The organism is Pedobacter psychrodurus (assembly GCF_032678585.1).
Lineage (GTDB): Bacteria > Bacteroidota > Bacteroidia > Sphingobacteriales > Sphingobacteriaceae > Pedobacter > Pedobacter psychrodurus_A.
In genome coordinates, this window is sequence record NZ_JAVTSN010000043.1 from 37,533 (window position 1) to 64,436 (window position 26,904).

Annotated in this window: 21 protein-coding genes; 8 read left to right on the top strand and 13 right to left on the bottom strand. The window is 38.3% G+C overall.

Translation table 11 applies throughout. The features are described 5' to 3' along the window. Positions 1–7 precede the first annotated feature (7 nt). The 10 genes from R2S57_RS23630 to R2S57_RS23675 all read right to left on the bottom strand — a co-directional run bounded on the left by R2S57_RS23630 (position 8) and on the right by R2S57_RS23675 (position 11,067). Entirely contained in the window at positions 8–1,510 is a 1,503-nt protein-coding gene (locus R2S57_RS23630) for a RagB/SusD family nutrient uptake outer membrane protein (protein ID WP_316847385.1), read from the bottom strand. A 12-nt stretch (positions 1,511–1,522) separates the two neighbouring features. Further along, positions 1,523–4,552 (bottom strand): SusC/RagA family TonB-linked outer membrane protein, encoded by a 3,030-nt coding sequence (locus tag R2S57_RS23635; RefSeq protein ID WP_316847386.1) that lies wholly within the window; start codon positions 4,550–4,552, stop codon positions 1,523–1,525. 614 nt (positions 4,553–5,166) lie between these two features. Further along, positions 5,167–5,337, bottom strand: a complete 171-nt coding sequence (locus R2S57_RS23640; RefSeq protein WP_316847387.1) for a hypothetical protein — start codon at positions 5,335–5,337, stop codon at positions 5,167–5,169. A gap of 154 nt (positions 5,338–5,491) precedes the next feature. Next, complete coding sequence (locus R2S57_RS23645; RefSeq protein WP_316847388.1) at positions 5,492–5,890, bottom strand: hypothetical protein; 399 nt, start codon at positions 5,888–5,890, stop codon at positions 5,492–5,494. Between the two features lie 196 nt (positions 5,891–6,086). After that, positions 6,087–6,308 carry a VF530 family protein gene (locus R2S57_RS23650; RefSeq protein WP_316847389.1) on the bottom strand — a complete coding sequence of 74 codons (222 nt, stop codon included), beginning with the start codon at positions 6,306–6,308 and terminating at the stop codon, positions 6,087–6,089. A gap of 23 nt (positions 6,309–6,331) precedes the next feature. Then, positions 6,332–6,940: a class I SAM-dependent methyltransferase gene (locus tag R2S57_RS23655; RefSeq protein ID WP_316847390.1), complete on the bottom strand. Its 609-nt coding sequence runs from the start codon at positions 6,938–6,940 to the stop codon at positions 6,332–6,334. A 337-nt stretch (positions 6,941–7,277) separates the two neighbouring features. Then, positions 7,278–7,685 carry a RidA family protein gene (locus R2S57_RS23660; protein WP_316847391.1) on the bottom strand — a complete coding sequence of 136 codons (408 nt, stop codon included), beginning with the start codon at positions 7,683–7,685 and terminating at the stop codon, positions 7,278–7,280. A gap of 122 nt (positions 7,686–7,807) precedes the next feature. Further along, entirely contained in the window at positions 7,808–9,793 is a 1,986-nt protein-coding gene (locus R2S57_RS23665; protein ID WP_316847392.1) for a M1 family metallopeptidase, read from the bottom strand. Positions 9,794–9,910: 117 nt separating this feature from the next. Further along, the gene (locus R2S57_RS23670; RefSeq protein WP_316847393.1) at positions 9,911–10,651 is read right to left on the bottom strand and encodes a carboxypeptidase-like regulatory domain-containing protein; all 741 of its coding nucleotides are present in this window, start codon (positions 10,649–10,651) and stop codon (positions 9,911–9,913) included. A gap of 68 nt (positions 10,652–10,719) precedes the next feature. After that, positions 10,720–11,067, bottom strand: a complete 348-nt coding sequence (locus tag R2S57_RS23675; RefSeq protein WP_316847394.1) for a Spx/MgsR family RNA polymerase-binding regulatory protein — start codon at positions 11,065–11,067, stop codon at positions 10,720–10,722. A 446-nt stretch (positions 11,068–11,513) separates the two neighbouring features. On the opposite strand from R2S57_RS23675, the gene R2S57_RS23680 reads away from it, so the two are divergent. The 4 genes from R2S57_RS23680 (at position 11,514) to R2S57_RS23690 (ending at position 14,294) form a co-directional block, all read left to right on the top strand. After that, positions 11,514–13,052, top strand: coding sequence for a sensor histidine kinase (locus R2S57_RS23680; RefSeq protein WP_316847395.1), 1,539 nt, complete (start codon positions 11,514–11,516; stop codon positions 13,050–13,052). 199 nt (positions 13,053–13,251) lie between these two features. Continuing rightward, positions 13,252–13,416 (top strand): GIY-YIG nuclease family protein, encoded by a 165-nt coding sequence (locus tag R2S57_RS23685; RefSeq protein WP_316847396.1) that lies wholly within the window; start codon positions 13,252–13,254, stop codon positions 13,414–13,416. Between the two features lie 4 nt (positions 13,417–13,420). Continuing rightward, the gene (locus R2S57_RS30595) at positions 13,421–13,567 is read left to right on the top strand and encodes a hypothetical protein (protein ID WP_410479107.1); all 147 of its coding nucleotides are present in this window, start codon (positions 13,421–13,423) and stop codon (positions 13,565–13,567) included. 52 nt (positions 13,568–13,619) lie between these two features. Then, entirely contained in the window at positions 13,620–14,294 is a 675-nt protein-coding gene (locus R2S57_RS23690) for a LytTR family DNA-binding domain-containing protein (protein ID WP_316847397.1), read from the top strand. Between the two features lie 211 nt (positions 14,295–14,505). On the opposite strand, the gene R2S57_RS23695 is transcribed toward R2S57_RS23690, so the two are convergent. Continuing rightward, positions 14,506–20,943 carry an alpha-2-macroglobulin family protein gene (locus tag R2S57_RS23695; protein WP_316847398.1) on the bottom strand — a complete coding sequence of 2,146 codons (6,438 nt, stop codon included), beginning with the start codon at positions 20,941–20,943 and terminating at the stop codon, positions 14,506–14,508. A 164-nt stretch (positions 20,944–21,107) separates the two neighbouring features. Between R2S57_RS23695 and ribH the strand changes: the two genes are divergently transcribed. From ribH to ytxJ, 3 genes are all read left to right on the top strand, one after another. Beyond that, positions 21,108–21,599 carry a 6,7-dimethyl-8-ribityllumazine synthase gene (gene ribH / locus R2S57_RS23700; RefSeq protein WP_316847399.1) on the top strand — a complete coding sequence of 164 codons (492 nt, stop codon included), beginning with the start codon at positions 21,108–21,110 and terminating at the stop codon, positions 21,597–21,599. A gap of 116 nt (positions 21,600–21,715) precedes the next feature. After that, positions 21,716–21,838, top strand: coding sequence for a hypothetical protein (locus R2S57_RS23705; RefSeq protein ID WP_255420130.1), 123 nt, complete (start codon positions 21,716–21,718; stop codon positions 21,836–21,838). An 89-nt stretch (positions 21,839–21,927) separates the two neighbouring features. Continuing rightward, complete coding sequence (gene ytxJ / locus R2S57_RS23710) at positions 21,928–22,260, top strand: bacillithiol system redox-active protein YtxJ (RefSeq protein WP_316847400.1); 333 nt, start codon at positions 21,928–21,930, stop codon at positions 22,258–22,260. 982 nt (positions 22,261–23,242) lie between these two features. Here the strand turns inward: ytxJ and R2S57_RS23715 are convergent. After that, on the bottom strand, positions 23,243–24,760 hold the full coding sequence (locus R2S57_RS23715; protein WP_316847401.1) for a malate:quinone oxidoreductase: 1,518 nt from the start codon (positions 24,758–24,760) through the stop codon (positions 23,243–23,245). 387 nt (positions 24,761–25,147) lie between these two features. On the opposite strand from R2S57_RS23715, the gene R2S57_RS23720 reads away from it, so the two are divergent. Continuing rightward, complete coding sequence (locus R2S57_RS23720) at positions 25,148–26,449, top strand: hypothetical protein (protein ID WP_316847402.1); 1,302 nt, start codon at positions 25,148–25,150, stop codon at positions 26,447–26,449. A 91-nt stretch (positions 26,450–26,540) separates the two neighbouring features. Here the strand turns inward: R2S57_RS23720 and R2S57_RS23725 are convergent. Next, positions 26,541–26,904 (bottom strand): VOC family protein (locus R2S57_RS23725; protein ID WP_316847403.1); only part of this gene is annotated, 364 nt, incomplete at its 5' end.

Genomic DNA, 26,904 nt, shown 5'->3' on the forward strand with positions numbered 1-26,904 from the left:
CGATGATTTAAGGATTCTGAGTTAGATTTTTGTTATTGTCTATCTCATACTGGGGAATGTAAAAAATAACACGTGCATCGGTTGGCAAAATAGTTTGCGTAATATTTGTATTTGGCGTGTTATTTAAAGCATGCGTACCAGGATAGTTTCTTACCATCGGTCTGTTGTTCCTAAACAGATCATAAGCACGTTGCCCTTCAAAAGCAAATTCGAGTCTTCTTTCTTCCAGAACAACATCTAGTGCCGTTTTATTTGCTGCAGTGATACCTGCAAGGGTTAAAATAGGAATTCCGGCCCTGGTACGGATCAGGTTTACATCATCTAATGCCAATTGTGCATTACCCAGTTTGGCATTGGCTTCTGCTTTATTTAAGTACATTTCTGCCAAACGAAGGTATACCGGCGAACTTAAATTTGCAATCCCTTCCTGTAAATTATATTTGGTGACATAATACATGGGCACATTTGGTGAAATTTTGGTATTTACCTGCAGTACACCTTTATCTTTATAAGGTGCAATAAAACTATGTCTCAAATCTGCAGGGTTTTTATCCAACTCTGCAACATATTGTTGAGAGGCATAAATTTCAGCATAGCCTGTACTGCCCTGAGGGCCAGGTGTAGCCAAACTTCCAGGTGTACCGCTATAGTACATCGAACCAATTGCACCAAAATCCTGATCTTCTGTTTTGGTATAACGGATAGCAAAAATGGTTTCCGAATTGGCTTCAGGTGTTTTGGTAAAATAGCTCTGGTAATCTCCCCCCTGAAGCAGTTTATAACGCCCAGAGGCAATCACTAAATCAGCATATTTAATGGCATTGGCATTATCGCCCATATTTAAATAGATACGGGATAGTAGTGCGTAAGCCACTTCTTTTGAGGCGAAAACATCCTGTTTCGCGATAGTCATTAAATCTGCCGCCTTTAATAAATCTGCAATAGCAGCATCGTAAACTTCTTTAACGGTATTTCTGGCAGGAGTACCTGCTGCAACGCCTTCCTTTAAAATGGGCACACCAGGATTTGCGCCATTTCCCTGAGTGTATGGCCTGCCAAATACACGCACCAGGTTAAATTCCATCATCCCTTTTAGATAAAGATTTTCGCCCTTTAGCTGTTTCAAATCGACATTAGCATTATCTGGAATAGCTGCAATAATTTTATTGGCCGCTACAATTACATAAAAAGCCTGTTTCCAAAAATTAGCACCATGAGTTCCTGTTGGAATATGGGTATATCGGTAACATCTTGACAAATCATCAGATGAGGGCTGTCCTTGGGCAACATTATCCCCCTGATATTCGGTCAAAAAATGCGCACTCCTAACATAATCGGCATTTCTTAGCACCGCATAGGTACCAATAGTAGCGGTCTCGATATCTCCTGGGTTTGTCAACGCAGATTCGTCATCAATCGCAGTTGATGGTTTTACTTCCTTTTTACAGCTACTTACACTAAAAATTAATGCAAGTGCAACAATATATATTTTTATTTGATTCGTTTTCATGTTTTTCCTCTCCTATAAACCAATGTTTATACCAAACAATATTTTTTTGCTAATTGGGTATCTAAAGCTTGAGCTACCCGGAATAACATTGGGATCGTTGTCATCTGGTGCAAGCACAACCTCTGGATCTATTCCCGAAAATTTAGTACCCGTCCATAAGTTATCTCCACTTACAAAAATCCTTGCGCTGCTTATTTTAATTTTACTTAACCAGCTGCTTGGGATCTGGTAACCCAAGGTAACATTCCGTAAACGGATATAACTTCCATCTTCAAGATATCGGCTAGATTGTTGATTCGAATCGTGGTTACCTCCCAAAACTGGTTTTGGGTGCGTAGCTACATCACCAACCTTTTCCCATCTGGTCCAACCCGATTTTAAAACCATGGCATTATAACTTTCATACAATCCATCATTATCAAAATATGCACGGCTATTATTATATACTTCGTTGCCGTAAACAAAATTGAAAAATGCACTTAACGAAATGCCTTTATAACTGAAGGTATTGGTAAGGCCACCTGTAAATTTCGGTGAGGCCGATGTACCGGTATATTGGCGGGTTGCCTGAGCGTATGTATTTGTTACAGCAATATGCGCTACCCCATCTGCATCGGTAATTACTTTTTCCCAGAGCGGGTCTCCATTATTGGGGTCTACACCCGCCCATATTGGCATTTTGTAATCGTAAATATCATGACCTATCGCTTTAGGCTGTGAGCCACCTGGTGTAATGGCATCTTTTCCTTCGGTAAGCCCTAAAATCGTATTTCGATTAAAAGCCATATTCAAATTGGTTTCCCATTGAAATTCACCCGTAAAATTTTTAGTATTTAAACTAAACTCCAAGCCTCTGTTTTTTAAGGCGCCAACGTTTTGGAAAATGTAAGCATAGCCGTCGGTTGAAGGCAATGGCACTTTAAACAGTAAGGCATTCGAACGTTTGTCGTACAAATCAATTGTTAAATCAATCCTATTCCAAAAACCAATATCTAAACCAATATTCGCTGTTTTTTGCTTTTCCCATGTTAAATCGGGATTACCTTTTTGGTCGGGCCTTGCTCCCGGGATTCCACCATAACTTGCAGAGGCATCAATTGCATACAGTCCTAAAGATGGATAATCACCGATTTCAGCATTACCCGTTGTACCGTAACTTGCCCTTATCTTTAAAAAACTGATCGGTTTTACCCCTTTTAAAAACGTTTCATTGCTTAAAATCCAGGATGCACCCAACTGATAAAAATCTCCGCCACTTTTGTTTAAACCAAAGCGTGATGAATTTTCGTGCACAAAGGACCCAATGGCAAAATATTTACCGGCATAATTGTAATCTACCTGACTTAAATATTTACTGAAGTTATATTCGTTGGTACCGCCAGATGGGTTGCTGATAATGTCGGTTGCGGTCGACATGACCGGACGACCAGCCGGTAAATTCTTCCCATTTAAATTGGCTTCATCATAATAAGATTTTTCGGCTTCGCCCACAGCTAAAACCGTTAAATGATTTTGGCCAAAACTATTTTCATACTTCAACCTGTTCGAGCTTAACAATCTGTTTTTATAGGTTGTTGAGTTGTAGAGAGAACCATTGGTTGCACCACCTTCCTTGGTTCTTTTATCATAATAATCAACCGCAAAAGTATTGTAAAAGGTTGTTCTGTTATAGCTTGAAAAAGTCAGGCTTTTAACAATATTGTAATCAATGTTTACATCGGCACTCAGGTTTAAACTCCTCGCATAAGAAAGGTTGTACTGAGTAGAATGAAGGAAATTTTCAATATCACGTCCTTTCCATGTTGGGGTAATCCGTGCATCAACGGGTGTTCCATCTGCATTATAGGCCGGATCGAATGGAAGGTTTAAATAGCCATCGCCAAGTGTATTGCTATTGGCATAGTTGTTTCGGGTAAATACACCATTTAACAACAGGCTTACTTTAAGTTTTTTGGTTAGCTGGCTATTTAGATTTGCCCTTAAATTATAGGCATTTTTGTCGTTATTGATTACGGTACCTTGCTCCCTGTAAAAGTTGCCGGCGATATAATATTTTGTTTTTTCTGTTCCACCAGATGCAGAAAGAGTATAGTTCTGGGTCATCCCATTACGGGTTGCCAAATCCCACCAATTGGTATCATTGTTTAAAACGGACGGATCGGGATTGGAAAATGTTTTTTGATAATCATACAATTGCTGACTATTCATTAATTTAAAATTGCCTGTAGAAGGCGAGTTGAAACCTACTGTAGAGCTAAATTCTATTTTTGCCTCGCCGGTTTTACCGGTTTTAGTGGTTACGATAATCACGCCACTACCTGCGCGCGAGCCGTATAACCCTGTTGCCGCAGCATCCTTTAAAATGGTTACAGATTCTACATCATTCGGACTGTATGTAGCGCCCTCAGTACCATAGGCACCAAGGATATTTCCATCTACAACCAATAGTGGTGCTGTTCCTCCATTAATACTTCCAATACCTCTTATTGTCATTTTAGGCGCAGAAGTAGGATCACCTGATCCGGATGAAACGACTACACCGGGCGCCTTACCTTGGATCATAGAAATTACATCATTAGAAGCAACGCCTTTTAATTTTTCGGCCGAGATTACCGAAACAGAACTTGATAATTCGCCCTGCTTTTTTGACGAATAACCTACTACAACTACATCATTAAGGATGTTATTTTCTTCCACTAAGCTGATGTTGAAGGTGCTCTTTCCCTGAACAGGGATTTCTTGTGTTAAATAGCCTACAGATTTGATGATTAAAATACCATCTGCAGGAACGGTGATGGCGAAATTACCAGATCCATCGGTAGAGGTACCAATACTCGGATTTGATTTTAAAGTGATGGTTGCTCCGGGAACTGGCCCTGCTTTATCTGTTATTTTTCCTTTGATGGTAATATCATCAAAATGAATGGGATTAATGGTCCTGGACTTCGTATTTCCATTGTGGCCAAAATTGGCAAAAGCCTTACTTTCGTTTAGCCATAATAAGCCAACTGTTCCAAAAATCAGTAAAGACTTGATTTTCATATTTTGTTGTTTTTAAGTTAGTTGATAGGTTGTTGTGGGAGAATTTAGATGCGTTTTCTTTTAAATCATAAGCCTATTATATTTTAGTCACACCATAAAAATTTTGAATAATTTGCTTACCCGACTATTATAAAAAGAGGGATGATCATGACATGGTTAATCTCAGGAGTTTCTCTTTCCAGACCTAATTTATGCGATTTAATATGCATAAAATCGCCAAACACCACGCAAACGTTTGATCATAAATAAAAGAATCAACCGATTTTGCAACCGTTACAAGACAGGGAATGAAACTTAAAGCAAGAACAGGCTTAGAATATTAATGAATTGATTTTTTTTCTCATTAATTATAGAAATCTACCATAAAAAACAAGATAGATGCTGTCGAATAAAAAAAGTAACAAACGTTTGCGTTAAGTTTTTTATTAAATAGAAAACGAAAAAGCCCTTAACAATTAACTTACGATATCAATTGTTAAGGACTTGATGAAAATTTACAGATTTACTTAATTTACCGTATGATTTGGATTGCTTCTTTCGCGATAAAAATACCTGGTAACGAATAGATGGAAAACAAAAAGTCCTTCACTATTACCTGAAAGACTTTCTATTTTTTAAGCTTTAGCTATTTTTTTGCTGTGCTTTTTATGATGGTGTTTTTTATGGCCCTTTTTGGTCTGTGATTTTTCGGTACCTGCTTTTGCCGGAACTGTGGTTTGCGCGCTTACGGTATTAATGGTAAAAGCGGCTACTAATGCGATTACTAAAACTTTAATTGCTTTCATTTTCAAATGGATTAATGATGAATAAACCTTGTTATTTTGTTTATTAAATCTCGAAAATCAAAATGAAGATTTTATGAATAATTAATTATTGAATGATAGAAGGATTGAATGTTGGAATGACTGAATTAGAGAATGATAGAATAAACTTAGCGCGTTACGGTAAATCGAATGAGAAAGTATAATTCAACCTTTTTCCGCTTAAAATATACTCAGAAACCACTTTCCCATCAACGAGGATTTTATATTCACCTTTAGATCTCGATTTTGCCGTGGCCAATGTTTTGAGCTGAACATGTGCGCCAGATTTTAAGGTAACAGTTTTTTCCCAGGCACCACTTACTTCTTTTAATTCTGTATGTTTTCCGCTTTCATTAATATAAGCTACATCGGCCGTTAAACCATCACCGAATTTGGCCTGATATACTACACTATAACTTTCTTTTTGGGGAATATCTATTTTGCCTTTCGACATGGTATAGAAGGTTGTCATGGTTTGAATCGAACAACTGCTCAGCACAAGAATGAACAAAAAACAATAGAAAATATTTTTCATATGATCAGGTTTAGATTAAGATGACGCCCCTTATCAAAGAAAGGTTGCAAGGAGTTGTAAATATTGAATGAGAGGTTAGAGAATGATGGAATTATTGAATGAGTGAATTAGAGGATTAGAGAATGATTAAATGCTGAGTTTGATCGCTGGCACATTCACTCATTCAAAAATCAATCAATCAATCAATCACTAGATCTCATTTATGAAAAGTGTCGAGATATAACTCTTCTACCTTTTTCCTTGCCCAGGGCATTCTCCTTAGAAATTTTAAGCTTGATTTTATGGTCTGGTTATTATTGAAACAATCAATCCTGATCAGTGATCCCAGTCTTTCCCAACCGTAATGTACCTGAAGATCGGTTACAATTTTCTCTAAGGTGATACCGTGTAAGGGGTTGTTTTTTTGCTGTTCGGCCATGAGGCAAAGTTAATGCAAAATTATCAGGGTTTATATTGCACCATCCAAACATTTGCACCACTGCATTCGGGATCGTTAATTTTATGTGTAAATACCTCAAAATCGTTCGATTGAAGCAATTGGAGATACTCTGCTGTATCTAACGAAGCGTGAAACAGATTCTCACCACCATTCATTCCCCAGGCTTCTCCCCTTTCGGTACCAGAGGTGAACAATAAAATACCATTGGGCTTAAGGTGGCGCCTAAAAATACTGAACATGCCGGGCTGATCGGACACAGGGAGATGAAAAAAGCTATGCCAGGCAATTACCGCGTCGAACTTTTCATCCAGATCCAGCTTACGCATATCTTTCTGAATAAACCGTACATCAGGGAAATTTGTCCTGGCGATTGCGAGCATCTGTGCACTGGCATCAATACCCAAAACCTTTACATCCTGACTGATCAGGTATTCTAATATAGGTTTACCACTGCCACAGCCTAAATCTAAAACACTTGCATGAGGTGCTAGCTTTTCGAGCATATTGTCCAGATAACCTTTTTCTTCCAAAACGGCATAACGGTTTTCTGCAAACCAATGGCCCATTTTGTCGTATACCTTATAAACGTTTTTGCGTTCTCCTTTTTCCATGCTGTTTTTTGACTGCCCTTGTTTAATTATAGGCTTTATGGATCGTGTAAAATGGTTAACCCGGTTGCTGCAGGTTATACAACGCTATTTTATACTGCCAACCTATTATCCTATTTTCTCTTTTTACTTATGATTTGCTGCCACCCATGGTGGGAAGCTCTCATAACCCTTATGATTTACCGCCACCCATGGTGGGAAGCTTTCATAACGTTTTACCCATCTAACCCTGAAATAGGCTCTTTGCTCGGTTTTCACTACGTAAATTGATGCTTGTTGTGTTTATTTATGGCTATAACTCTATCAATTTACAAATATAAATCTGCTAATTATTGAATAACTACCCTATTGCCGTTGCATCAATTTCAATCAACATACCGTTCAAAGCCAGGCGCTGTACCGGAATTAAAGTATTCACCGGAAATTTCTGATCGGGCCATATTTTGGTTGATTCTTCTATCAGGATATGGTGTTTTTCGTCATCATAATCCACCACCAAGGTGGTCAGTTTTGCAATATGAGCCATTGTTACGTTCTTGCTTTTTAAAGCTAGCGCAATATTCTCAAATACAATACTTACCTGCGTTCTAAAATCATCACTCAATATGCCGTCTGTTCTGCTGCCTCCCTGACCGGCAACAAACACCAGTTGGCTGTTTGCCGGAACTGAGGCTACATGAGAATAGCCATGTGCACGGGGATCGTATATCCCTTCGGGGTTGGTAATTTCTAAAGCATGTTTTTCCATTTATTATAAGTTTAATCACCGCTAAATTATCCGTTAAGAAATAGTAAACCGTCGGCAATTTGCAATAAAAAAACCTCCTGATGTTTTAAAATCAGGAGGTCTTATATTATTTTATGGAAAGATTAGTTACCTGTAGCAGTCCACGTATTGTTATCAGGGTTCGAATCTGGCAGTACTTTATTTGGATCTAAAGTAACCGATTCAATTTCTTCTGCTGTTGGGAAACGTACCAACCAGCTTGTATTTTTCATCCAAACATCAACCGGAACTTTTACGATCTCGGTTTTACCACTTTTGGTTTTAACCTGAAGGATAATTGGCATTGGCATTTTTTCGAGGTTTACCACTTTAATGTTATAACCTACCAGTTTATCGTCTTTTTTAACCGGTTCAACTGCAGCAATGCCTTGATCCATTTTCCAGCTGTTTAACCACCAGCTTCTCCAAAACCAGGCTAAATCTTCACCTGCACCATTTTCCATCGAACGGAAGAAATCAAACGGTGTTGGGTGTTTAAAGGCCCAGTTTTTAATGTATTGACGGAAAGCATAATCGAAACGGTCTTCACCTAAAATCTGGTTTCTTAAAATGTCTAATCCCCATCCTGGTTTGCTATATAAGTTTACCCCGATATTTCTTTCTGCCATTCCATCAGGCATCTGCATAATGTTTTCGTAAATCGGGTTACCGATAACAGCTTTACCAATTCTGTTTAAATCAGCAGGAGGAGTGGCATACTCGCCTTTGTTAAAGTTGCTTTTAGAAATACCGTTGATAAAAGTATTAAAACCTTCGTCCATCCAGCCGTATTTGCGTTCGTTAGACCCCACAATCATCGGGAACCAGGTATGGCCAAATTCGTGATCGATTACGCCCCATGCGCCTGCTTTTTTTGCAGTCCAGCCACAAAACACAATACCCGGATATTCCATACCACCAATATTGGTGGCTACGTTAACAGCCATTGGGTACGGATATTCGAACCATTTTGAAGAATAATGCTCGATAGTAGATTTTACATATTCAACCCCACGGCCATAAGAATCAACACCGTTACTCTCTACAGGTTGCGCAGAAACTGCCAAAGATTTTTTACCGCTTGGCAAATTGATTCTTGCAGCATCTAATACAAAAGATTTTGATGAAGCCCAGGCGGCATCACGTGCATTGGTAATCTTAAATTTCCAGGTCAGCTTATCTTTCGCCGGACGAGATTTTGGATCGGTTACTTCCGCTTCGCTACGGATGTGAACCGTAGCATCGCTCAGTTTAGCCGCATTCCATCTTTTTAACTGCTCTGCTGTAAAAACTTCGGCAGGGTTTAATAACTCACCCGAACCCATTACGATGTGACTTGCTGGTGCAGTAATGGCAAAGTTGATATCGCCATATTCGCAATAAAACTCACCACCGCCCCAATAGGGCAAAGTATTCCATCCAATTACATCATCGTACACACACATGCGTGGAAACCACTGTGCAATGGCAAAAATTTCCCCATTTTTTGTGGTTAAATGCCCGGTTCTATCTGATCCTTCTTTTGGCACCACATACGAATAGTCCATTTTAACGGTTACAATATCACCGTTAGCCGCCAAAGGCTGATCTAAACGGATCTGCATACGCGTATCTTCAACAAGGGAAGTAAATTTTACAGCGCCCGCTTTTTGCGATACACTGATGTTCTGGATTTTATATCCGCCATCAAATTTTTCGCCCTGTGCACCATAACGGCTGCGCGATGGTGTAATGGCATAACCACGCGAAGTTTCTTTAAAAGTATTCTGATCTAACTGCAACCATAAATAAGGTAATTTGTCAGGACTGTTATTTTTGTAAGTGATGGTAACCGTTCCGGTAACCATACTCTTGGTTTCATCAAGGTTAGCGGTAATGTTATAATCTACACGGTTCTGCCAGTATTTTGGTCCTGGTGCGCCTATTGCAGAGCGGAACTCATTTCCATTTTGCGTATAAAATAGTGGTCCGAATGCTTCAGCAGGATTATAATTCGTTGCCGGAGCAGGTGTTGTAGCTTGTTGGGCCGATGCCGAAAAGGCAAAAACACAACAAACCAAACAAAAATTAATCAGTTTAGTCAATTTCATGATAATAATAAGATTGTAATAAGTGGTAAATATAAAAAATAACCACATATAGATTTATATGTGGTTATAATGTTACCTATATTGGCTACAATACGGGCGTTAAGCAGTTAAAAGATGTTAATTCCCTTTTAACTTTGGCAAATCCTGTAGTTTTCTTTCTTGTGGTGATAATTTTTTCCATGCGACAAAGGCACGCGAGATATAATAAGGGTAGCGATACGGCCTTTCACCTTTTACTGCTTCAATAGAAGGCCTGTAGATGATCATAAAGTTCTTAAGGTCTTCTCCTTCCAGTTTGGTTAAATCGGTAATGGCTTTTGGAGTAAAGTTTTCATCAATCTCTTGCTGGTACATTTCTTTTTCATCGAGATCGGCTTCTTTGCGTTGTTGTCTTTTATATTTACCATAACCCAGGTTTAGGTTTAAGCCACCAACCTTATCCGTCATTCTTTTACGGTTTAAATTTCCGCCAGTAGCCAACAGTGTATATTTTTCTGCCAAAGGATCTTTCGCGTCCGTAACCTGACTGTTCATGCGCACGGCCGTAACATCTACATCATTTAAACTGTTTGATTTTACGGGAAGATAAATGGTTCTATTTAATAAATTAGTAAGATATAAGGTATCGGTATGATAGCCAACCGCCGAAAATTCAATCAGGTCACCAATATTCGCCGCAATAGTATACTTTCCTTCTTTATTGGTGCTGGTTGTTTTTTTACTGTTCAAATTTCTGATGTTAACACCAGGCAGTGAAAGCGTTTTTTTCGAATAATCGAAAACCGTACCCGTAGTTACCGTTTGTGCAAAGACTCCGATAGGCAGGGCAAGCAATAGAAAAATGATCAGTTTGTTCATACTCAAAAGTAATTTAGTTCGACATTTAAAATCTGCTTTTAACAAACTTTAACATTAGAACAAATGAATTAGGCTAGTGTTTTTAAATAATTGTCATCGTCAAATCCAATTAATATGGCTTTATTGTTTTGCTCAACGATCGGCCGTTTGATGGCACTGGTATTTTCTTTTAAATAAGCTACTGCCAAATCCTGGTTATCGATTTTCGCTTGCTCCTCTTTGCTGAGTTTTTTCCAGGTCAAGCCTTTTCGGTTTAATACCGTTTCCCAACCGAAGATATTGCACCATTCGTTTAATTTTTCTTCGGTAATGCCCTTTTTCTTAAAATCATGAAATTCAAAATCAACCTGATGCGATTTTAACCAATCGAGCGATTTTTTTACTGTATTGCAATTTGGAATTCCGTAAACGGTCATATTAATAGTTGAATGAATGAATGTTGAATGAGTGAATGAACATGGATGATGTAAACCGTTCCAGCAATCCTTTTCAAAGATAGTAAAATTGTTTATCGGTGGCGGATATTACGTTCGTGGTGTGAGGTATTTTTAACGTTTTTGGCCTTGGATATTACTATCCGACACTCGCATTAATATCAATTACCCTACCTAAAATTAGTCAGATGGTAACATCTGACTACACATCAAGAGTTGTCAACTTTCTAGTTAGCGGGCTATGAAAGTTGACAACTCTACAATCCGAAACCCTAAGAGGTGGAAGATGTAAAACGGATGATGGAATTACACAACCAATCCCATAATCCTAAAAATCCTATTCATTCATCACATTTTTTGGCTCATCCATCACATTTTAAGTATTGATGTAGATACTCTTCGTAAAATTGTATCATAAACTAAATCAAATGGAAATTCTATCTGGCAAACCATCTACGATAAAATCCAAAAACATCAACCAGCTTGAGTTTTGGATTTCTACAACACTATATATCCTGGCCTTGATCAGTATCTGTTCCTCTACCGTTTATAGCAGAGGCAATTCTTATCGCTTTGAAGAAAGCCAGATTGATTATAGTGTAATGGCAAATTTCTTTATCCCCGAATTATTTAAGATCACTATTTTGTATATCAGTTTTTTATTGTTCAATTTTTGTTTTATGCCGCAACTGGCGAACAAAAAAAATATTGCACTTAATCTCATCCTGATCATTTTAGTCACGTCGTTCTCTGTAGTTGCGTGGATGGTTTACAATACCTACTCTCAAGCTTACCGATTGTTAGAATACGATAACATCGATAACGCTTACGGAATCTTTTTTGGTGAAGCCTTTACTTATATTTTCTTTCTCTATCTACTCTTTAATGCCTATGCCTATTTTAATGAGCGGGGCCTGGAGCTGCTAAGTAAAATTCAATTTTTAAAAAGCGATAACAAAAATGTGATTCCGGAACTTTTTACCGCGACCAGAATCTGGCTGATTACGCTGATGATTGCTGCTTCTATATTTTCGGTAAGAATAGATTACGAAATATTGATCGTTTGGTTAATCGTACCTCCGGTAAACATCTTTCTAACTTTTTGTTCTATTTATTATGTTATTCCAAATCTCAGAAAAGATTTTAAAGGTTTTGGCCGCTATTTTTGGGGAAATGTTGGTTTAACCATTATCATTTCACTCCTGTTGTTGATCATCCTTATCCCTTTTATGCGCAATGGCGCAGTAGTACCTATTACTTTAATTTTAAATGCCATTTGTTTGATCTGCATCAGTACGCCTTCAGCCTGGTATATTTACAAACATAAATTCGAAAAACTGAGCGAAATACAAATGCTCAAAACAGAGTTGGGCAAATCGGATGCGAACTTAAATTTTCTAAAATCGCAGATCAATCCACATTTCTTATTCAATGCATTAAATACCCTATTTGGAACGGCTTTACAGGAAAATGCCGAAAGAACAGGAGAAGGCATACAAAAACTGGGTGATATGATGCGCTTTATGCTCCACGAAAATACCCAGGATAAAATTTCGTTAACGCGGGAAGTAGAATACCTTAACAATTATATCGATTTACAAAAGCTTCGCACTTCGCGCTCTGGAGATATCCGGATCGATACACACATCGAAGAGCAGCTCAATAATTTACAGATTACGCCTATGTTATTGATTCCTTTTATCGAAAATGCATTTAAACATGGGATCAGTTTGCAGCAACCATCGTACATTAAAATCACTTTGCAAACAAAAGAAAGTACTTTATATTTCGATATCAGCAATAGCATTTATGTCAAAGCCGATAACGATCCTGAGAAACTGAAAAGTGGTATCGGACTGGAAAATGTAAAACAACGTTTATCATTGCTTTATTATGGTAAACATGAATTAATTATCCGCGAAAGTGCCAACGAGTTTTTTGTGCATTTAACTTTACAGTTGGATTAGCCCTTCGACTCCGCTCAGGATGACAACCGATCATAAATTTAAGATGACCGATTTACAGAGCTATGTCACGCTGAGCGGAGTCGTAGCGCGATTATAGCTTTTTAATAACTGCTAGATTTAACTATATTTAAAATGTCCTTCGACTCCGCTCAGGATGACACCCTCTTTATAATGAACTGAGTCGAAGCGAAAAAATTAAATGGAAACTTATACGGTCTATATTTTAAAATGTGCTGATCACTCCTATTATACAGGTGTTACCAATGATATTGATAGGCGCCTATATGAACACCATAATGCTATAAATCCAACTTGCTATACCTCACAAAAGACCGCTAGTTTTAGTATTTTGCGAGCACTTTAAAGATATTAACGAAGCAATAAGTTTTGAAAAACAGATCAAAGGCTGGTCGAGAAAAAAGAAAGAGGCTATTATAAACGATAATTGGGATAAACTTAAAGAACTATCCATTTGCAAAAATATTACTAGCCATACGAATTTTACCAAATCATAGGCCTCCTTCGTCAGCATGACAGGAAAGAAAAACACAAAGAACAAATAAAAACATGATTGCTATTGCTATAGATGATGAACCCATTGCACTTGATATTATAAAATCTCATGCCTCAAAAGTTCCGTTTGTAGAATTGCAGGAAACTTTTACAGATGCTTTCGCTGCGATCAGTTATCTTCAACACAACAAAGTTGACCTGCTTTTTCTGGATATCAAAATGCCCGACATTAGTGGCATTGATTTTTTAAAGAGTTTGAGCAAAGCACCAATGGTGATTTTTACTACCGCCTATACCGAGCACGCCGTACAAAGTTTTGAACTCGATGCTGTTGATTATTTGTTAAAACCTTTTTCACTTTCACGTTTTTTAAAGGCCTGTAATAAGGCACAGGAACTCTTTAACCTGCGAAATCAAAAGCAGGAAGCTAAATCGGAGTATATTTTCGTGAAAGATGGTTATGAACAAATTAAGGTGGAATTAGACGAAATCCTTTATGTGGAAGCCTCAGGAAACTATACCCAAATTCAACTAAAAGACAAACTTCTAAGCTCGCGCATTACCATCAACGATCTGGCCGAACTGCTACCAAGGGCAGATTTTATCCGCTGCCACCGGGCCTTCATTGTAGCCAAAAACAAAGTGTCCAAATTTGACCGGAGCCAAATTTGGATTGGAGAAAAAGTGATTCCTATTGGTGCAACCTATGGCGGTATTCAGTTGATATAAACTAGTGTAGAACACAATATAATTTTCTGCTCCATATCATTTAACCGTTAATAGTAGCAAAACAACCCCAAATCTAGACCTGATTGGCGGGGAAAGCTCCCGGTATCACCGGGACTTGTACCAAAAAGCAGGACTACAGCATCCGAAGCATTACTATTATTGCTCTTCAAAAGACTAAAACAACAGACCAGACAACCCAAATAAATTAAAACTAGGGTTTAACATTTACCCTTATTCCTGCCGAATGGGTAGTAAACTCTGGCGCATACATACTTTGCAGAGAAGTAATTCCGTTCGAGAAATTCCCTGCATGGGTAACCCGCAGCGGATATTCGAATACGTAGGTTCCTTTTGGCATATAACTGATAAAGAAATTGGTCGAGGCATCTTTGGTACTTTCATAATAACCCAGGCCATCCTGATATTTGTAACGTGAGATCACATTTACAGGTTCAAAACCCGATGAACGCATATCTTTCAAGTGGAGATATTCCATATCCCGGTCGCAGTAAATTTCGATACGTACTTTCAATAAATCGCCGGGAGCCAAAATATTGCTGGCAGTAAGCGGTGTTAACACATCGCCTTTTTCGCTCGCTTTCTGGATAAACAACTGTTTTTTGATCTTCACTCCGGTATTGGCCGAGGTTATTTTATCCAATTGCTCGAAATATTGCCAGTACAATGCACCCCAGGCAATGGTTTTGTTGTTATTTTTCACCTGTACTTTACCCATTTCCGGTTTTACATCTGGACCTGCAATGGTTAATTTCTGATAACCCGTTCCAGCCTCTTTTGCGGCATTAGGCTGTTGTAAATCTGCTATTTTCTGACTTCCAATAGTGATTTCCGGATCATTGTTTTCGGTTAGTAAATCAGTCCCTTTCATTAGCAATGCATAACAGGCGGCGGTAGTGGCCTTGGTAGTTTTCCAATCGTTGGTCTGTTTGTTTTTGAGCAGCCAGATTTTCATTTCTTCTACGGCTTTGGCATCATTCGCTACTTCATCGAAAGCCTCAATCAACAATGACTGTGTCTCAATCGGACTTTGGTACCACCACCAGCCTGCTTTATTGGTAGCCCAATACATGCCCAACTCATCATTTTGCTGTGCGGTTTGACTGAGCAGCGTAATGATTTTTTTTGCTTCTACATTATTGCCGTTTCTATTTAATACCAGCGCAGTTTGTGCCAACTGATAGGTATCGAATGTTTTCCAGTTGGCTGTTAATTTTTTCAGGTAAAAATCTTTGGCCTTTACAAAATCGGCATTGGTATTTTTCTGGTTGCTATAACTTCTGGCAAACAGGTAATGCAGTGGTAAATAGGCAAAACTTTTTCCCTTTACTTCATCTTTATAATCCTTAACCAATGCAGCATCTAAATACACAATGGCTTTGTTTAGCATGTTATTAAATTTCGGATTGGCTTTTTCGTCAATCAGTTTAAGTTTTTTTAACTGCCCCATACCTAAAACAATATGTTGGGTAATGTAACGGTCTTCACGCATCCCGCTAAACCACGGAAACGCACCATTATCAAATTGCATTTTCTCCAGCTTCTCAAAATTGCTTTTCAACTCGTAAGTCATTCTGTTTAAATCGAAAAGCACAGCCAAACGTTTTTTGCGTTCAGTTTCATTATCCGCGTTGCGTACCCAGGGTGTTTCTTCCAACAAAATAGATTTAAGTTCCTGGTTTTTTTCCAAATTGGATAAAAGCGCCTCGCCGTTATTGGTATTTTTCCATTGTTCAAAAACAGTTTTAATTTTTGGAGATGAATTGATAATTCCTGTTGCAAAACTATTGGCATAAAACCTGCTAAAAGTTTGTTCGGCACACTCAGACGGGTATTCCATTAGGTATGGCAAGGCCTGCACGGCATACCAAACCGGGTTTGAGGTAAACTCAAAGGTTAAACTCTGGTTGCGCAAGGTTTTTGAACTGCCCGATTTGTCCAGTTTTTCGAAGTCGAATGTTTTAGTAGTATTACCACGTACATTTATCGGCATACTTTCGGTTACCAACATGGCATTGGCCAAAACCGGAATGGTGTTTTCTTCACCATCACTAAATTTACCGCTTTCGGCCAATACTTTATAGGTAATAGCGCTAACGCCCGTGGGGATAATCAAAGACCACTTTAAAGATTGATTACCATTATTATCCAATTGAAATTTTTGCTCAGCTTCTGCACCCTTATTAAAAATTGAAATCACTTTACCCGTAAGTGCATTCCTTAGTGCCAAAATTGCACTTCCCCCGATTTCTTTTCCAGATAGATTGTTCAGTTTGGCACTGAACAAAATCGTATCGCCTTCACGGAAGAAGCGGGGTGCATTAGCAGAGATAGAAAGCTGTTTTTGGGTCACCAGTTCTTTTGTAATAGTTGTTGTTTTAAGGTCTTTGGTGTGGGCAAAGCCCATCATTTTATAACGTGTTAATGATTGCGGAATGGTAAATTCGATAAAAATTTCGCCAGCTTCATTGGTTTGCAACTGTGGGTAGAAAAATGCCGTTTCGGTAAAATTTGTACGGGGTATTACGGTTGTTCTTTTAACAGGTTTGCCATTTACAATGTAGGTATCTGTTTTTGGGTCGTAAGCATTAATGCTAACAAAATCGTATACCTTATTATCGTCAACAGCGATTCCTTTTTCAATCGGTAATGTTGGTGAGGGCGCGCCATTCGCAGTATAACCCACACTTTTCGTTCTAATTTCTCTTAAAACGACGTTTTGAGGTGCTAGTTCCTGCCTCAAATTCATATCAAAACTTCGCACACCAGCAGCACCAGCAGATTTATCCTGGGTGCCATAACCCACCACCGATACCTCATTTAGGCCCTTACCATCTTCTTCTAATTTAAAGTTAATCCGCTTTTCATTGCCAACTTTGGCAAATGACCGGTTATAACCGACAAATGTAACACTAAGTTCTTCTCCTGCTTTTGCATCAATGCTGTAAATTCCAAAGGCATCGGTTATTGCTTTTTTATTGCCAGCTTTAATCGAAACACCCGGGATTCCGTAACCATCTTTATCGGTTACCACTCCATAAATTTTACCGCTTAATTCTAAGCTTGCAAGTTTTTGGGCAGCTGCATTGGCATCACCCCGGCGTTTTGCCTCTTCTATTGCTGTTAAATATTCGTTGTAGCTACTTTTAAGATCATAATGATTAAAGTAAAACCCATAAAAATTTATCGCCTCGTAATCTCTTTTTATAATATCGTAATAATTAGCATAATTTCTTAAAAACCACAACTCGTTCCCCATCGAAAGGTTGTTGAGCGCAAAATTCCAGTTATAGTAATAATAATTATATTTTGGTGCTGTAATTTTATTCCAGCTCATCTCTCTCAAATCGTCTAGCGATGCATCGTATAATGAAGCCACCATTTCGGCCATCTGTTTTTCGCCTTTTTTATTGGCGATGCTAAGCTTCCAATTTTCTTTTTCACCAGGCTGGAGTTTATCCCTAAAAGTTAAAAATTTGATCTCAATATCATGATCACTGTCTATTATAGCAACTTCATTCATCGATTGCAAAACCCTTCCGTTCTGCACCAAATAAAACTGTACCGCAAAACCATCTCTCCATCCTGCTTGCGGCTTAATATCGATCATTGTTTGTTGTTGCGAAATATTGACCCAGTTTTTTTCAACAACCTGATCTTTATAATATACCTCGTAATAAGCTTTTGCATTTGTGGCAATACTTGCTAGCCTAAAAATGGCTACCTCCATTGGTTTAATAGTCGTTTTTTCTGCTACGAGCCATTCTCTGCCTGATAGGATCTTTTCATCTCCGTTGTTATACACCCTCACAATCTTCTCCACAATAACGGTATCCTGATCCTGGCTACTAGCTTTAAATTTCACTTTATAATAACCTGAAGAAATTTTATTCATATTTACCGCCATTTGCCCAATTCCCGTATCAGCATTTAATTGCTGAGCAAAATCAATCTTCGCCGTTTTCCAGTTTCCCGGATTTCCGTCGCCGTCATAATCTTCGTTTGGAAAATTCTTTAAAAACTCTTCCCTGGTGATATTGTACTTTTCTATCTTTTTTAAATTGGAGTTGATATTTTGGTAGATGATACGTTCGGGACTGCTTAATTTAAACCATTCTGTGCTGATTTTTGCCATTATAGGCTCCATGTTGATATTGGTTACTACAAAAGGAATGCTATCGGTTTTTGAGGATTTAAAAAATTGCGTGGGCATAAATACGTTTAACAGTACATCATTCTTCGCAGCATTAACCACAAATGTTTTCGATTTGGTTTCGCCATTAACATCGGTAATATTTACCTGTAACTGATACGAATATCCATCCGCCCCGCTGTTGTCGGCCTCAGCAAAAAAATTGATATTAAAAGCCCCTCCTGCCTTGGTTTCGGTTACACCGAATGCCACTTGTTTGCTACGGTCGAATTCGCTGATCCTGTAATTGGCGGCCAGCATATTCCTGGTAACTGTGTATTTAACCTTAGCACCCGAAACGGCATAACCAGCAAAACTACTTGCCTTCCCTTCTACTCGTATACTATCGTTCAGTTTATATTTTTTGTTCAATTTATCGAATACGATTTCAAAAGTTGGTCTTTTATACTCTTCTACCTGTATAAAAGCATTTCCATAAGCCGTATTGATACTCATCTGACCAGTTAATTTACCCACCGGAATGATAAAGCTGCCCTGAAAAGTTCCATATTCATTGGTAATTTTTGATATTTTTTCAATTTCTTTCCGGTTCACGTCATTAAAGGTGACATCAATACTCTTTTCCTTTAAGATTTGGTTTTTATTTTCTTTATATTCAAAATAAATCCCTTTATAATAAACTGTTTGGCCAGGGCGGTAAATTGGCCGGTCGGTAAATAACACCACCTTCTGGTTTGTGGATAAGTACCTAAAAACGCGCTCATTAACGTCCAACACTACCGAATCGGTACCACTACTTACTACAACCTTATTAACAGCAGTATTTAGCACACTTTCTGCAAAGCCATTTTTATCAGTATACAATGTCCCATTATCTTTTAATACGTACTTACCATCGGTATATTCATTTTTTTTCTCTTTTATGCTTGCCTTTTCAACCGGCGTTCCCGTTGTGCTATTCACAACAAAATACTGATGGTTAAAGATGTCTGAAATCCTATTGGTAACAGCCAGATTGGTTACTTTTATATTAACGAAGCTATAGGCCGCCTTTTTGTCATTAGAATCGGGTGTACTTTGAGCAATAATCACATAACTGCCTTTTTCCAATCCATCAATCTTATCAACCAAGGTATGTTCCTGATAATCGTTACTGTCTAACAAAACCACAGACCATGTTTTGATGGCTTTGTTCTCTGCTAAAAACTTGATGTATGTATCCTTATTTGAACTAAAATCGTTGCGTTCAAAATATTTTTGCGTTTTATAGAGCTTCAGGAAAACTGTGTCCACATTTTTATACCTGAAAAATATTTGTGCTGGTTTTTCTGGCTGAAGAAATTCATTTAAACTGATGTTTATTGTTTTACCGGTAATATCGGCGATCAATTTTTCCGAATTTTTGGCTCCAATGCTTTGCGGGTAGGCCTTTATGGCTTGATTCGCAATTTCTACCAGTTCTTTGAGATCGATTCTTTTATCGGGACCAGCTGAATACCGTCCTTCATACTTTTTAGAAACCAGCTGAAAAAGTATATCGGCATAAATTTCAGATCGTTTGGCATATTCAGACAGTTTTTTAAGTGCATTGTAATACAGCTCTGTTTTATCTTCTCTGGTGCTTCTTAGATACACAAAGTTTAATCTTTTTAAATCTGCATCTGCTACAGCACCAATATTCTGCGTATTGGCATGCGTGCTGATCAGGGTCTGATAAATATCAAGCGCTTTTGCCGCAAAAGAAACTGTATCCGTTTTCGGAATCTTTATTGCCAGAAAAGAATTGTGATCGCTAAACCATTTGGCATCGTTAAAATCGATTGTCCCATCGGTTTTATTAATATCGAATTGGGTGTTGCTAAAAGCAGTTAAAGCCCTGTAAGCTAAAACATCGTAAAGCTTAGGGCGTAAATACCTATTGTAACTGTCGCCGGTCATCATTTCGCTCAAGCTGTCGATTTTGGTTTTCTGCAATAGGCTTACCTCATGCAACGAAGCCAGATAATATTTCATGGTTTCGTCTGCCAATTTATTTATCGGCCAGGTTTTAATATCGTCACTCAGACCTGATTTAACATTTGTCCTGTTTAAGAAATTATAATAATGTTGTTCATAATAACTCCAGTAACTTTCGGCCAATAAAGATTGGAGGATGCTTTTGGCTGGTTGTTTCGCCACAACAATATCCTGCTTCAGATGTTTAATCATTTTCGAAAAAGCGTCATCTTCCAGGTAACCCACAAACAACATCCGATACATGATACTTTTAATTAATACTGCTGTATTTTCATCATGCCTGGCTTGCGTATTTAGTTTATTAACAATAAGCAGTGCATCTTTTGGCCTGCCGGCACTGGCCAGCGAGTCGATTGCATTAAAACTTTTCTTATAATAGTCAGGCTTATTTTGAGCGAAGCCACTAAAAGAGATAGTAAAGAAAATGAGGATTATGGTTATAAACCGTAGAGCGTTTTTCATAATTGGGCCTTTAAATAGAGATGGAATTGGTTAAGAAATTCCATAATCATTTAAAATTTATCTGATTAATATTCTAAAAGTAAACATTAGGAATTAAAAATAATCTTACAACATTTAAACATTAACCTCTTTTAACATAAGGTGCTTAGCATTATCTTTGCCCCATGTCAACACAATTAAAAAATCTATCAGATTTCTCTCACACCACGGTTCCCAGCGGTGCAAACTATAAATTCGGGATCATTGTAGCGGAGTGGAATGCCGAAATTACCGGTGCCTTATACAATGGTGCGTTAAAAACTTTGTTAGCCAATGGTGTTAAAGAAGAAAACATCATCTCTTTGCCTGTTCCGGGAAGTTTTGAACTAACAGGTGGTGCAGAAATCCTTTTGAGCAAAAGAAGCGATATAGATGCGGTGATCTGTTTAGGTTGTGTGATCCAGGGTGACACCAAACATTTCGATTTTATTTGCGATGCGGTAGCACAGGGCGTAACTAACGTTGGCATCAAATATAGCAAACCAGTGATTTTTGGGGTTTTAACCACCAATAACCTAGAACAAGCACAAGACCGTGCCGGTGGCAAACATGGTAATAAAGGCGATGAAGCCGCAATTACAGCAATTAAAATGGCTGATTTTTCTGCCCAAATTTAAACTTGCGTTTTAATAATTATTTGTAACTTAGAAGTTTAAAAATTATCAAATCCGGTGAGGTCGTCGCGGATAAATCCCGACTGTTTGATCACCATTGAAATAACAAATATACACAGATGAAAAAAGTAGCCATCTTATTATTGGCGGTGTTTTGCACCATTACCATTTTAGAATCTTGTTCTTCTAAACTTTGTCCTGCTTATGGATCGTATCCAGAAGGAAAACGCAGAAGAAACTAATCCAGCTATATCTGTAATCTCATATTCAGGTCATTTGCAGAACTTTATTCAACTGCAATTGTTGTCCTGTAAAACAATAATATATTATCATGACTTGGGTTAACTTAACTTCAATAGAACAGCTTGACGAAATCAAAAACGCGAGCGGTTTTAGCCTTATTTTTAAGCACAGTACACGTTGCTCTATTAGTTTGATGGCTAAAAAGAATTTTGAATTTGATTGGGATATCATCCCGGCAGATACTAAACTTTATTTTTTAGACCTGATCAGTTACCGCGATATTTCCAACAAAATTGCAGAAGTATTTCAGGTAGCACATCAATCGCCACAGATTCTATTAATAAAAGATGGTGATTGCGTATTAGAAGCTTCGCACAGCGATATTTCTGCAGATGAAGTGGCAGAAGTGATTGCCGCTTAAGTATAAAAGATATCTTTCATAAATAGGGTATTCAAGCAATTGGATACCCTTTTTGTTAGGTTAAATTCGCATTCCTTTTTTTAGAAAAGCAAGGTCTGGTTTGTTATCGGCTACGGTAGTCCTGCTGTACACTGTAGCCCCGATTAGAAAAAAATCGGGGGCTGCCGTTCCCATCAGGTTTATTTATGCAGGGCCTGTGATGAGAAACACCAAACGTTCCTACGGAACGAAAAACCATTTCCATATATATGTTACCCACAAACCGTTCCTAACGGAACGAAAGAGAACTGTGGTAGCCCTTTGACAATGATACCGATGCTTATATGACGCCCAGAATACGTCCCAGCGGACAATATCATTAAGTTAAGTCTCTCGGTTGTCAGTCTGAGCGTAGTCGAAGACCACTAGAGGAAGATCATTTAATAGAAATCCCCTTCGACTACCTCAGACTGACACCGTTTTTCGATTTTTCTTTAATTCAACAGGGCGTCCCAGTGGGCAATATCATTAAGTTAAGTCTCTCGGTTGTCAGTCTGAGCGTAGTCGAAAACCACTAGAGGACGATCATTTAAAAGAAACGCCCTTCGACTACACTCAGGGTGGCACCGTTTTTCGATTTCTTTAATTCAACAGGGCGTCCCAGCGGGCAATATCATTAAGTTAAGTCTCTCGGTTGTCAGTCTGAGCGTAGTCGAAGACCACTAGAGGAGGATCATTTAAAAGAAATCCCCTTCGACTACGCTCAGGCTGACACCGTTTTTCGATTTCTTTAATTCAACAGGGCGTCCTAGCGGGACGCTTCCTAGGTAGCAAATAACAATTCGTTATTTGTGTTCGTTCCGTAGGAACGTTTGGTGATGCGAAAGATTATTGATTTATCGTGTTTAACACAGACCGAGGATGTCAGGAACATAAAACACCCACAGCAAAAAAGGTCCCGATTTACATCGGAACCTGTTAAAATATTTGTTGCTGTTATTGTTTAAGCAACTACAGTATTTTCTATTTTCAAAACTTTTGAGGTTTTGCTTCTGGTTTCTTTGCAAAGATCTGCATCCTGCGCAAGTGATTTACCATAAGTTGGGATCATTTCTTTGATTTTTGCCTGCCATTCCTCAGTTGCCAAATCATCAGCAAAACAACGGTTTAACAGATCAAGCATGATAGAAACAGCCGTTGAAGCACCAGGCGAAGCACCTAATAAAGCTGCAATAGAACCATCGCCAGCACTCACTACCTCGGTACCAAACTCTAAAATACCGCCTTGTTTCTCGTCCTTTTTAATTACCTGAACGCGCTGTCCGGCATATTCCAGTTCCCAGTCTTGAAGTTCGGCGGTTGGCAAATATTCTTTCAGGGCTTCCAATCTATCTTCCGGCGATTGTCTGACCTGCTCGATTAAATATTTTGTTAAGTCGAGATTATGTAACCCAGCCGAGATCATTGGGCGGATATTATTAAATTTTATCGATTTTGGTAAATCTAAGAAAGAGCCATTTTTAAGGAATTTGGTAGAAAAACCTGCATACGGGCCAAACAACAATGCCTGTTTACCATTGATCATCCTGGTATCCAGGTGTGGTACCGACATTGGAGGTGCACCAACTGCAGCCTTGCCATACACTTTAGCGTGGTGTTTTTTAATAATTTCCTCGTTGGTACATTTTAACCATTGCCCGCTTACCGGGAAACCGCCAAAACCTTTGCCTTCTGGGATATCAGATTTCTCCAATAATGGAAGAGAACCGCCACCGGCGCCAATAAATACAAATTTGGCCACGCGTTTACGTTTATCACCGCTTTCTAAATCTTTAACTTTTACAATCCAGTTGCCGTCTTTATTCTTTTTCAGGTCGCGGATTTCGTGGTTGAAGTATAGATTAACGTTGCTTTGTTCTTTTAAGTTGTTAAACATGTCGCGGGTTAAGGTACCGAAGTTCACATCGGTTCCCAGATCCATTTTTGTGGCGGCAACTTTTTCGTTCTTTTTACGGCCATCCATAATTAATGGTGCCCAGTTTTTTACCTGCTCCGTATCTTCGGTATATTGCATATCGCTAAACAGATCGCATTGCGTTAATGCATCATAGCGTTTTTTAAGATATTCAACATTCTTTTTACCCCAAACAAAACTCATGTGAGGGATGCTGCGGATAAAATTGCAAGGATCGGAAACCAATCCCTTGTTTACTAAGTAAGACCAAAATTGCTTGGAAACCTCAAAATGTTCAGCAATCTGAACAGCTTTTTTTATTTCAACTGTACCGTCCTTCTTCTCGGGCGTATAGTTTAATTCGCAAAAAGCAGAGTGCCCCGTTCCGGCATTATTCCAGGCATCAGAACTTTCTGCCGCCGCAATATCCAAACGTTCGTAAATTTCGATACTTAAATTGGGCTCTAATTGTTTTAATAAAACACCAAGGGTTGCACTCATGATGCCGGCCCCTATTAAAATTACATCAGCGTCAGTTTTACCAACTGTCTTTTTCTTTTTTGTCATCTTACTTTAAAGGAGTTACAAATTTAGAATGATTTTAAACATCTCACGAATTTTAGGGCACTAAATCTTAAAAAAATTGCCTAAAAATTAGAAATATAGCCATCTTTCTAACGGGTTCTAATCAAATTTTAATCCAAACTATACCGCACTAGCTAAACAAAGCAAAAAAGACATTGTATTAACATATAAACACAGTTATGAATTTGTTAAAAGCTAAGCTTGTTTCTTTAAAATATTTATCGTTTTGCTTTTAAACCGGGTAGTTCTTTAAAAAATCGACAACAACTAATGGCATTACAGTGGTAAAAACTACACAAAAAGGTATTAACTACATTTTCTTAGCCTAAAATGTTAGTTTTACGGATCTATTTTATTAAACCACACCTCATGAAAAAATTAATCTTGCTCTGTATTGTCCTATTTTTCACAGCTTGCTCAAGTGAAAAAACCGACCAGCTTTTACTCAAACTCGATCAAAAGAAACTGGCCGAAAATATTAATTATGATAAAATCACCTTTTACAAATTCGCGAAAATAGCAGTACGCTCAGCTGCCGTTCAGGATACTACACTACCCGAATATCAAAAGTTCAGCAAACAGGCACAAAGCGTTGTCAGAACTTTAAATACAGTAAACGGACCCCACAACGAAAGTATTTCTGTGATCGATGCCCTAAGGCTGTATAAAGAATATCGGGCAGTGAAACAATTTGTAAAAGAAACAGATGAAGATGTTTTTCCATTGCTTAGTGCTGGTTTTATCGCCATGAAAACGGATGTAAAAACACCTCAGCCATTTTTCAAAGACTCAAACAAGGCCTACAATCAAAATATAGAACATGCAATTTTAAGCATGGCCGTATTGGCCACCAGAGATTTAGGCCAACCTTTTGCATTATACGAATGTGCTAAAACCCAGCCAGAATTATTAGATGACAGTGAAGTTAAAACGCTATTGGAGTTTGTCCGCGGTTTTCTGTTTTTTAGCAACAACCTGTTTTACCTGTCGGAAGATGGCCTTTCGAGGAACATCAAATGGCTCGATAAAAATGAAAAAATTCCATTACCCTATACGAAATCCTTTTTTGGCTGGAGCCATTTAAATGATGAGCAGACACACTTGGCTTTCCATAGTATGAATTACCTGTTTAGAGGTTTCGACCGCATGCGGATGGAGCGGAAAATTGACGAAGAACGATCACTTGAAGATTTTGAGGCGTTTTTAACCGAAATGAATAAACTGGGCATCCAAAACGAACTGGTTTGGGGAATAACCGCCTATTTGAATTTAAAGAAAGAACAGCCAGAAAAATCGCTGCCTGCACTGGAAAAACTGAGTCAAAGCCCGTTATTTTCTAACACTGAACGAGCGGCATTACAACAAAGCATTGTTTATGTAAAAGACCGTAAAAGCGACAAGGCATTAACCAGTGTATACGACAAAGCATTTATCGGCAAAATTGCCACGAAATATATGGTAGCCGTGCTCTCGAAAATAGATTGGGAAAAACTGATGAAACAGCAAGGCGTTCCTTATACCCAAGAAATATTTGCTGGCATTGGCAAATTTAAAGCGTTGTCTAACTCGGTAAGTGAATACACACAGCCATCAACCATCGAAAAAGGCAAGAAGGAAATTGGCAAAAAAGGCAGCGAACTGCTCGAAAAGGCTAAAGGGTTATGGAATTAAAAGGGAGTTTGACCACAGATGAAGAGGATGCGCACAGATGAGGAATAAATATTTAACCTATGCGTAGTTTTTGAACCAAGGGTTTAAATCCTTAAATATGGCTTAAAATATTAATCAATTTGCCAAAAGGATCTCTTGTATAAAATCGTCTTACGCCCCAGGCTTCATCCACCGGACCATATTCGACGGGAAATCCAGCTACCTTTACTTTTTCCAATATGTCTTCAACATTTTCTACTTCGATAGATAAGTCGGGCGTTGGGGTTCCTGATCCACCCTCGGAGGCAAAGCTGATTTGTACATCCATTTTTTGATTCGCAGCACCATAAGTTGCAATCCAACCATGATCCATTAGCAGATCTAGGCCTAAAATATCTTTATAGAGACTCGCTGCATCAGCAATCTTTCGGGTATCGATATTCAGTACAATTCTTTTTACCATAGCTAAATTATTG

What these genes read in the sequence shown, in the direction of transcription:
- R2S57_RS23630 (WP_316847385.1), bottom strand. Translation starts at nt 1,510, where the DNA reads ATGAAAACGAATCAAATAAAAATATATATTGTTGCACTTGCATTAATT.
- R2S57_RS23635 (WP_316847386.1), bottom strand. Translation starts at nt 4,552, where the DNA reads ATGAAAATCAAGTCTTTACTGATTTTTGGAACAGTTGGCTTATTATGG.
- R2S57_RS23640 (WP_316847387.1), bottom strand. Translation starts at nt 5,337, where the DNA reads ATGAAAGCAATTAAAGTTTTAGTAATCGCATTAGTAGCCGCTTTTACC.
- R2S57_RS23645 (WP_316847388.1), bottom strand. Translation starts at nt 5,890, where the DNA reads ATGAAAAATATTTTCTATTGTTTTTTGTTCATTCTTGTGCTGAGCAGT.
- R2S57_RS23650 (WP_316847389.1), bottom strand. Translation starts at nt 6,308, where the DNA reads ATGGCCGAACAGCAAAAAAACAACCCCTTACACGGTATCACCTTAGAG.
- R2S57_RS23655 (WP_316847390.1), bottom strand. Translation starts at nt 6,940, where the DNA reads ATGGAAAAAGGAGAACGCAAAAACGTTTATAAGGTATACGACAAAATG.
- R2S57_RS23660 (WP_316847391.1), bottom strand. Translation starts at nt 7,685, where the DNA reads ATGGAAAAACATGCTTTAGAAATTACCAACCCCGAAGGGATATACGAT.
- R2S57_RS23665 (WP_316847392.1), bottom strand. Translation starts at nt 9,793, where the DNA reads ATGAAATTGACTAAACTGATTAATTTTTGTTTGGTTTGTTGTGTTTTT.
- R2S57_RS23670 (WP_316847393.1), bottom strand. Translation starts at nt 10,651, where the DNA reads ATGAACAAACTGATCATTTTTCTATTGCTTGCCCTGCCTATCGGAGTC.
- R2S57_RS23675 (WP_316847394.1), bottom strand. Translation starts at nt 11,067, where the DNA reads ATGACCGTTTACGGAATTCCAAATTGCAATACAGTAAAAAAATCGCTC.
- R2S57_RS23680 (WP_316847395.1), top strand. Translation starts at nt 11,514, where the DNA reads ATGGAAATTCTATCTGGCAAACCATCTACGATAAAATCCAAAAACATC.
- R2S57_RS23685 (WP_316847396.1), top strand. Translation starts at nt 13,252, where the DNA reads ATGGAAACTTATACGGTCTATATTTTAAAATGTGCTGATCACTCCTAT.
- R2S57_RS23690 (WP_316847397.1), top strand. Translation starts at nt 13,620, where the DNA reads ATGATTGCTATTGCTATAGATGATGAACCCATTGCACTTGATATTATA.
- R2S57_RS23695 (WP_316847398.1), bottom strand. Translation starts at nt 20,943, where the DNA reads ATGAAAAACGCTCTACGGTTTATAACCATAATCCTCATTTTCTTTACT.
- ribH (WP_316847399.1), top strand. Translation starts at nt 21,108, where the DNA reads ATGTCAACACAATTAAAAAATCTATCAGATTTCTCTCACACCACGGTT.
- R2S57_RS23705 (WP_255420130.1), top strand. Translation starts at nt 21,716, where the DNA reads ATGAAAAAAGTAGCCATCTTATTATTGGCGGTGTTTTGCACCATTACC.
- ytxJ (WP_316847400.1), top strand. Translation starts at nt 21,928, where the DNA reads ATGACTTGGGTTAACTTAACTTCAATAGAACAGCTTGACGAAATCAAA.
- R2S57_RS23715 (WP_316847401.1), bottom strand. Translation starts at nt 24,760, where the DNA reads ATGACAAAAAAGAAAAAGACAGTTGGTAAAACTGACGCTGATGTAATT.
- R2S57_RS23720 (WP_316847402.1), top strand. Translation starts at nt 25,148, where the DNA reads ATGAAAAAATTAATCTTGCTCTGTATTGTCCTATTTTTCACAGCTTGC.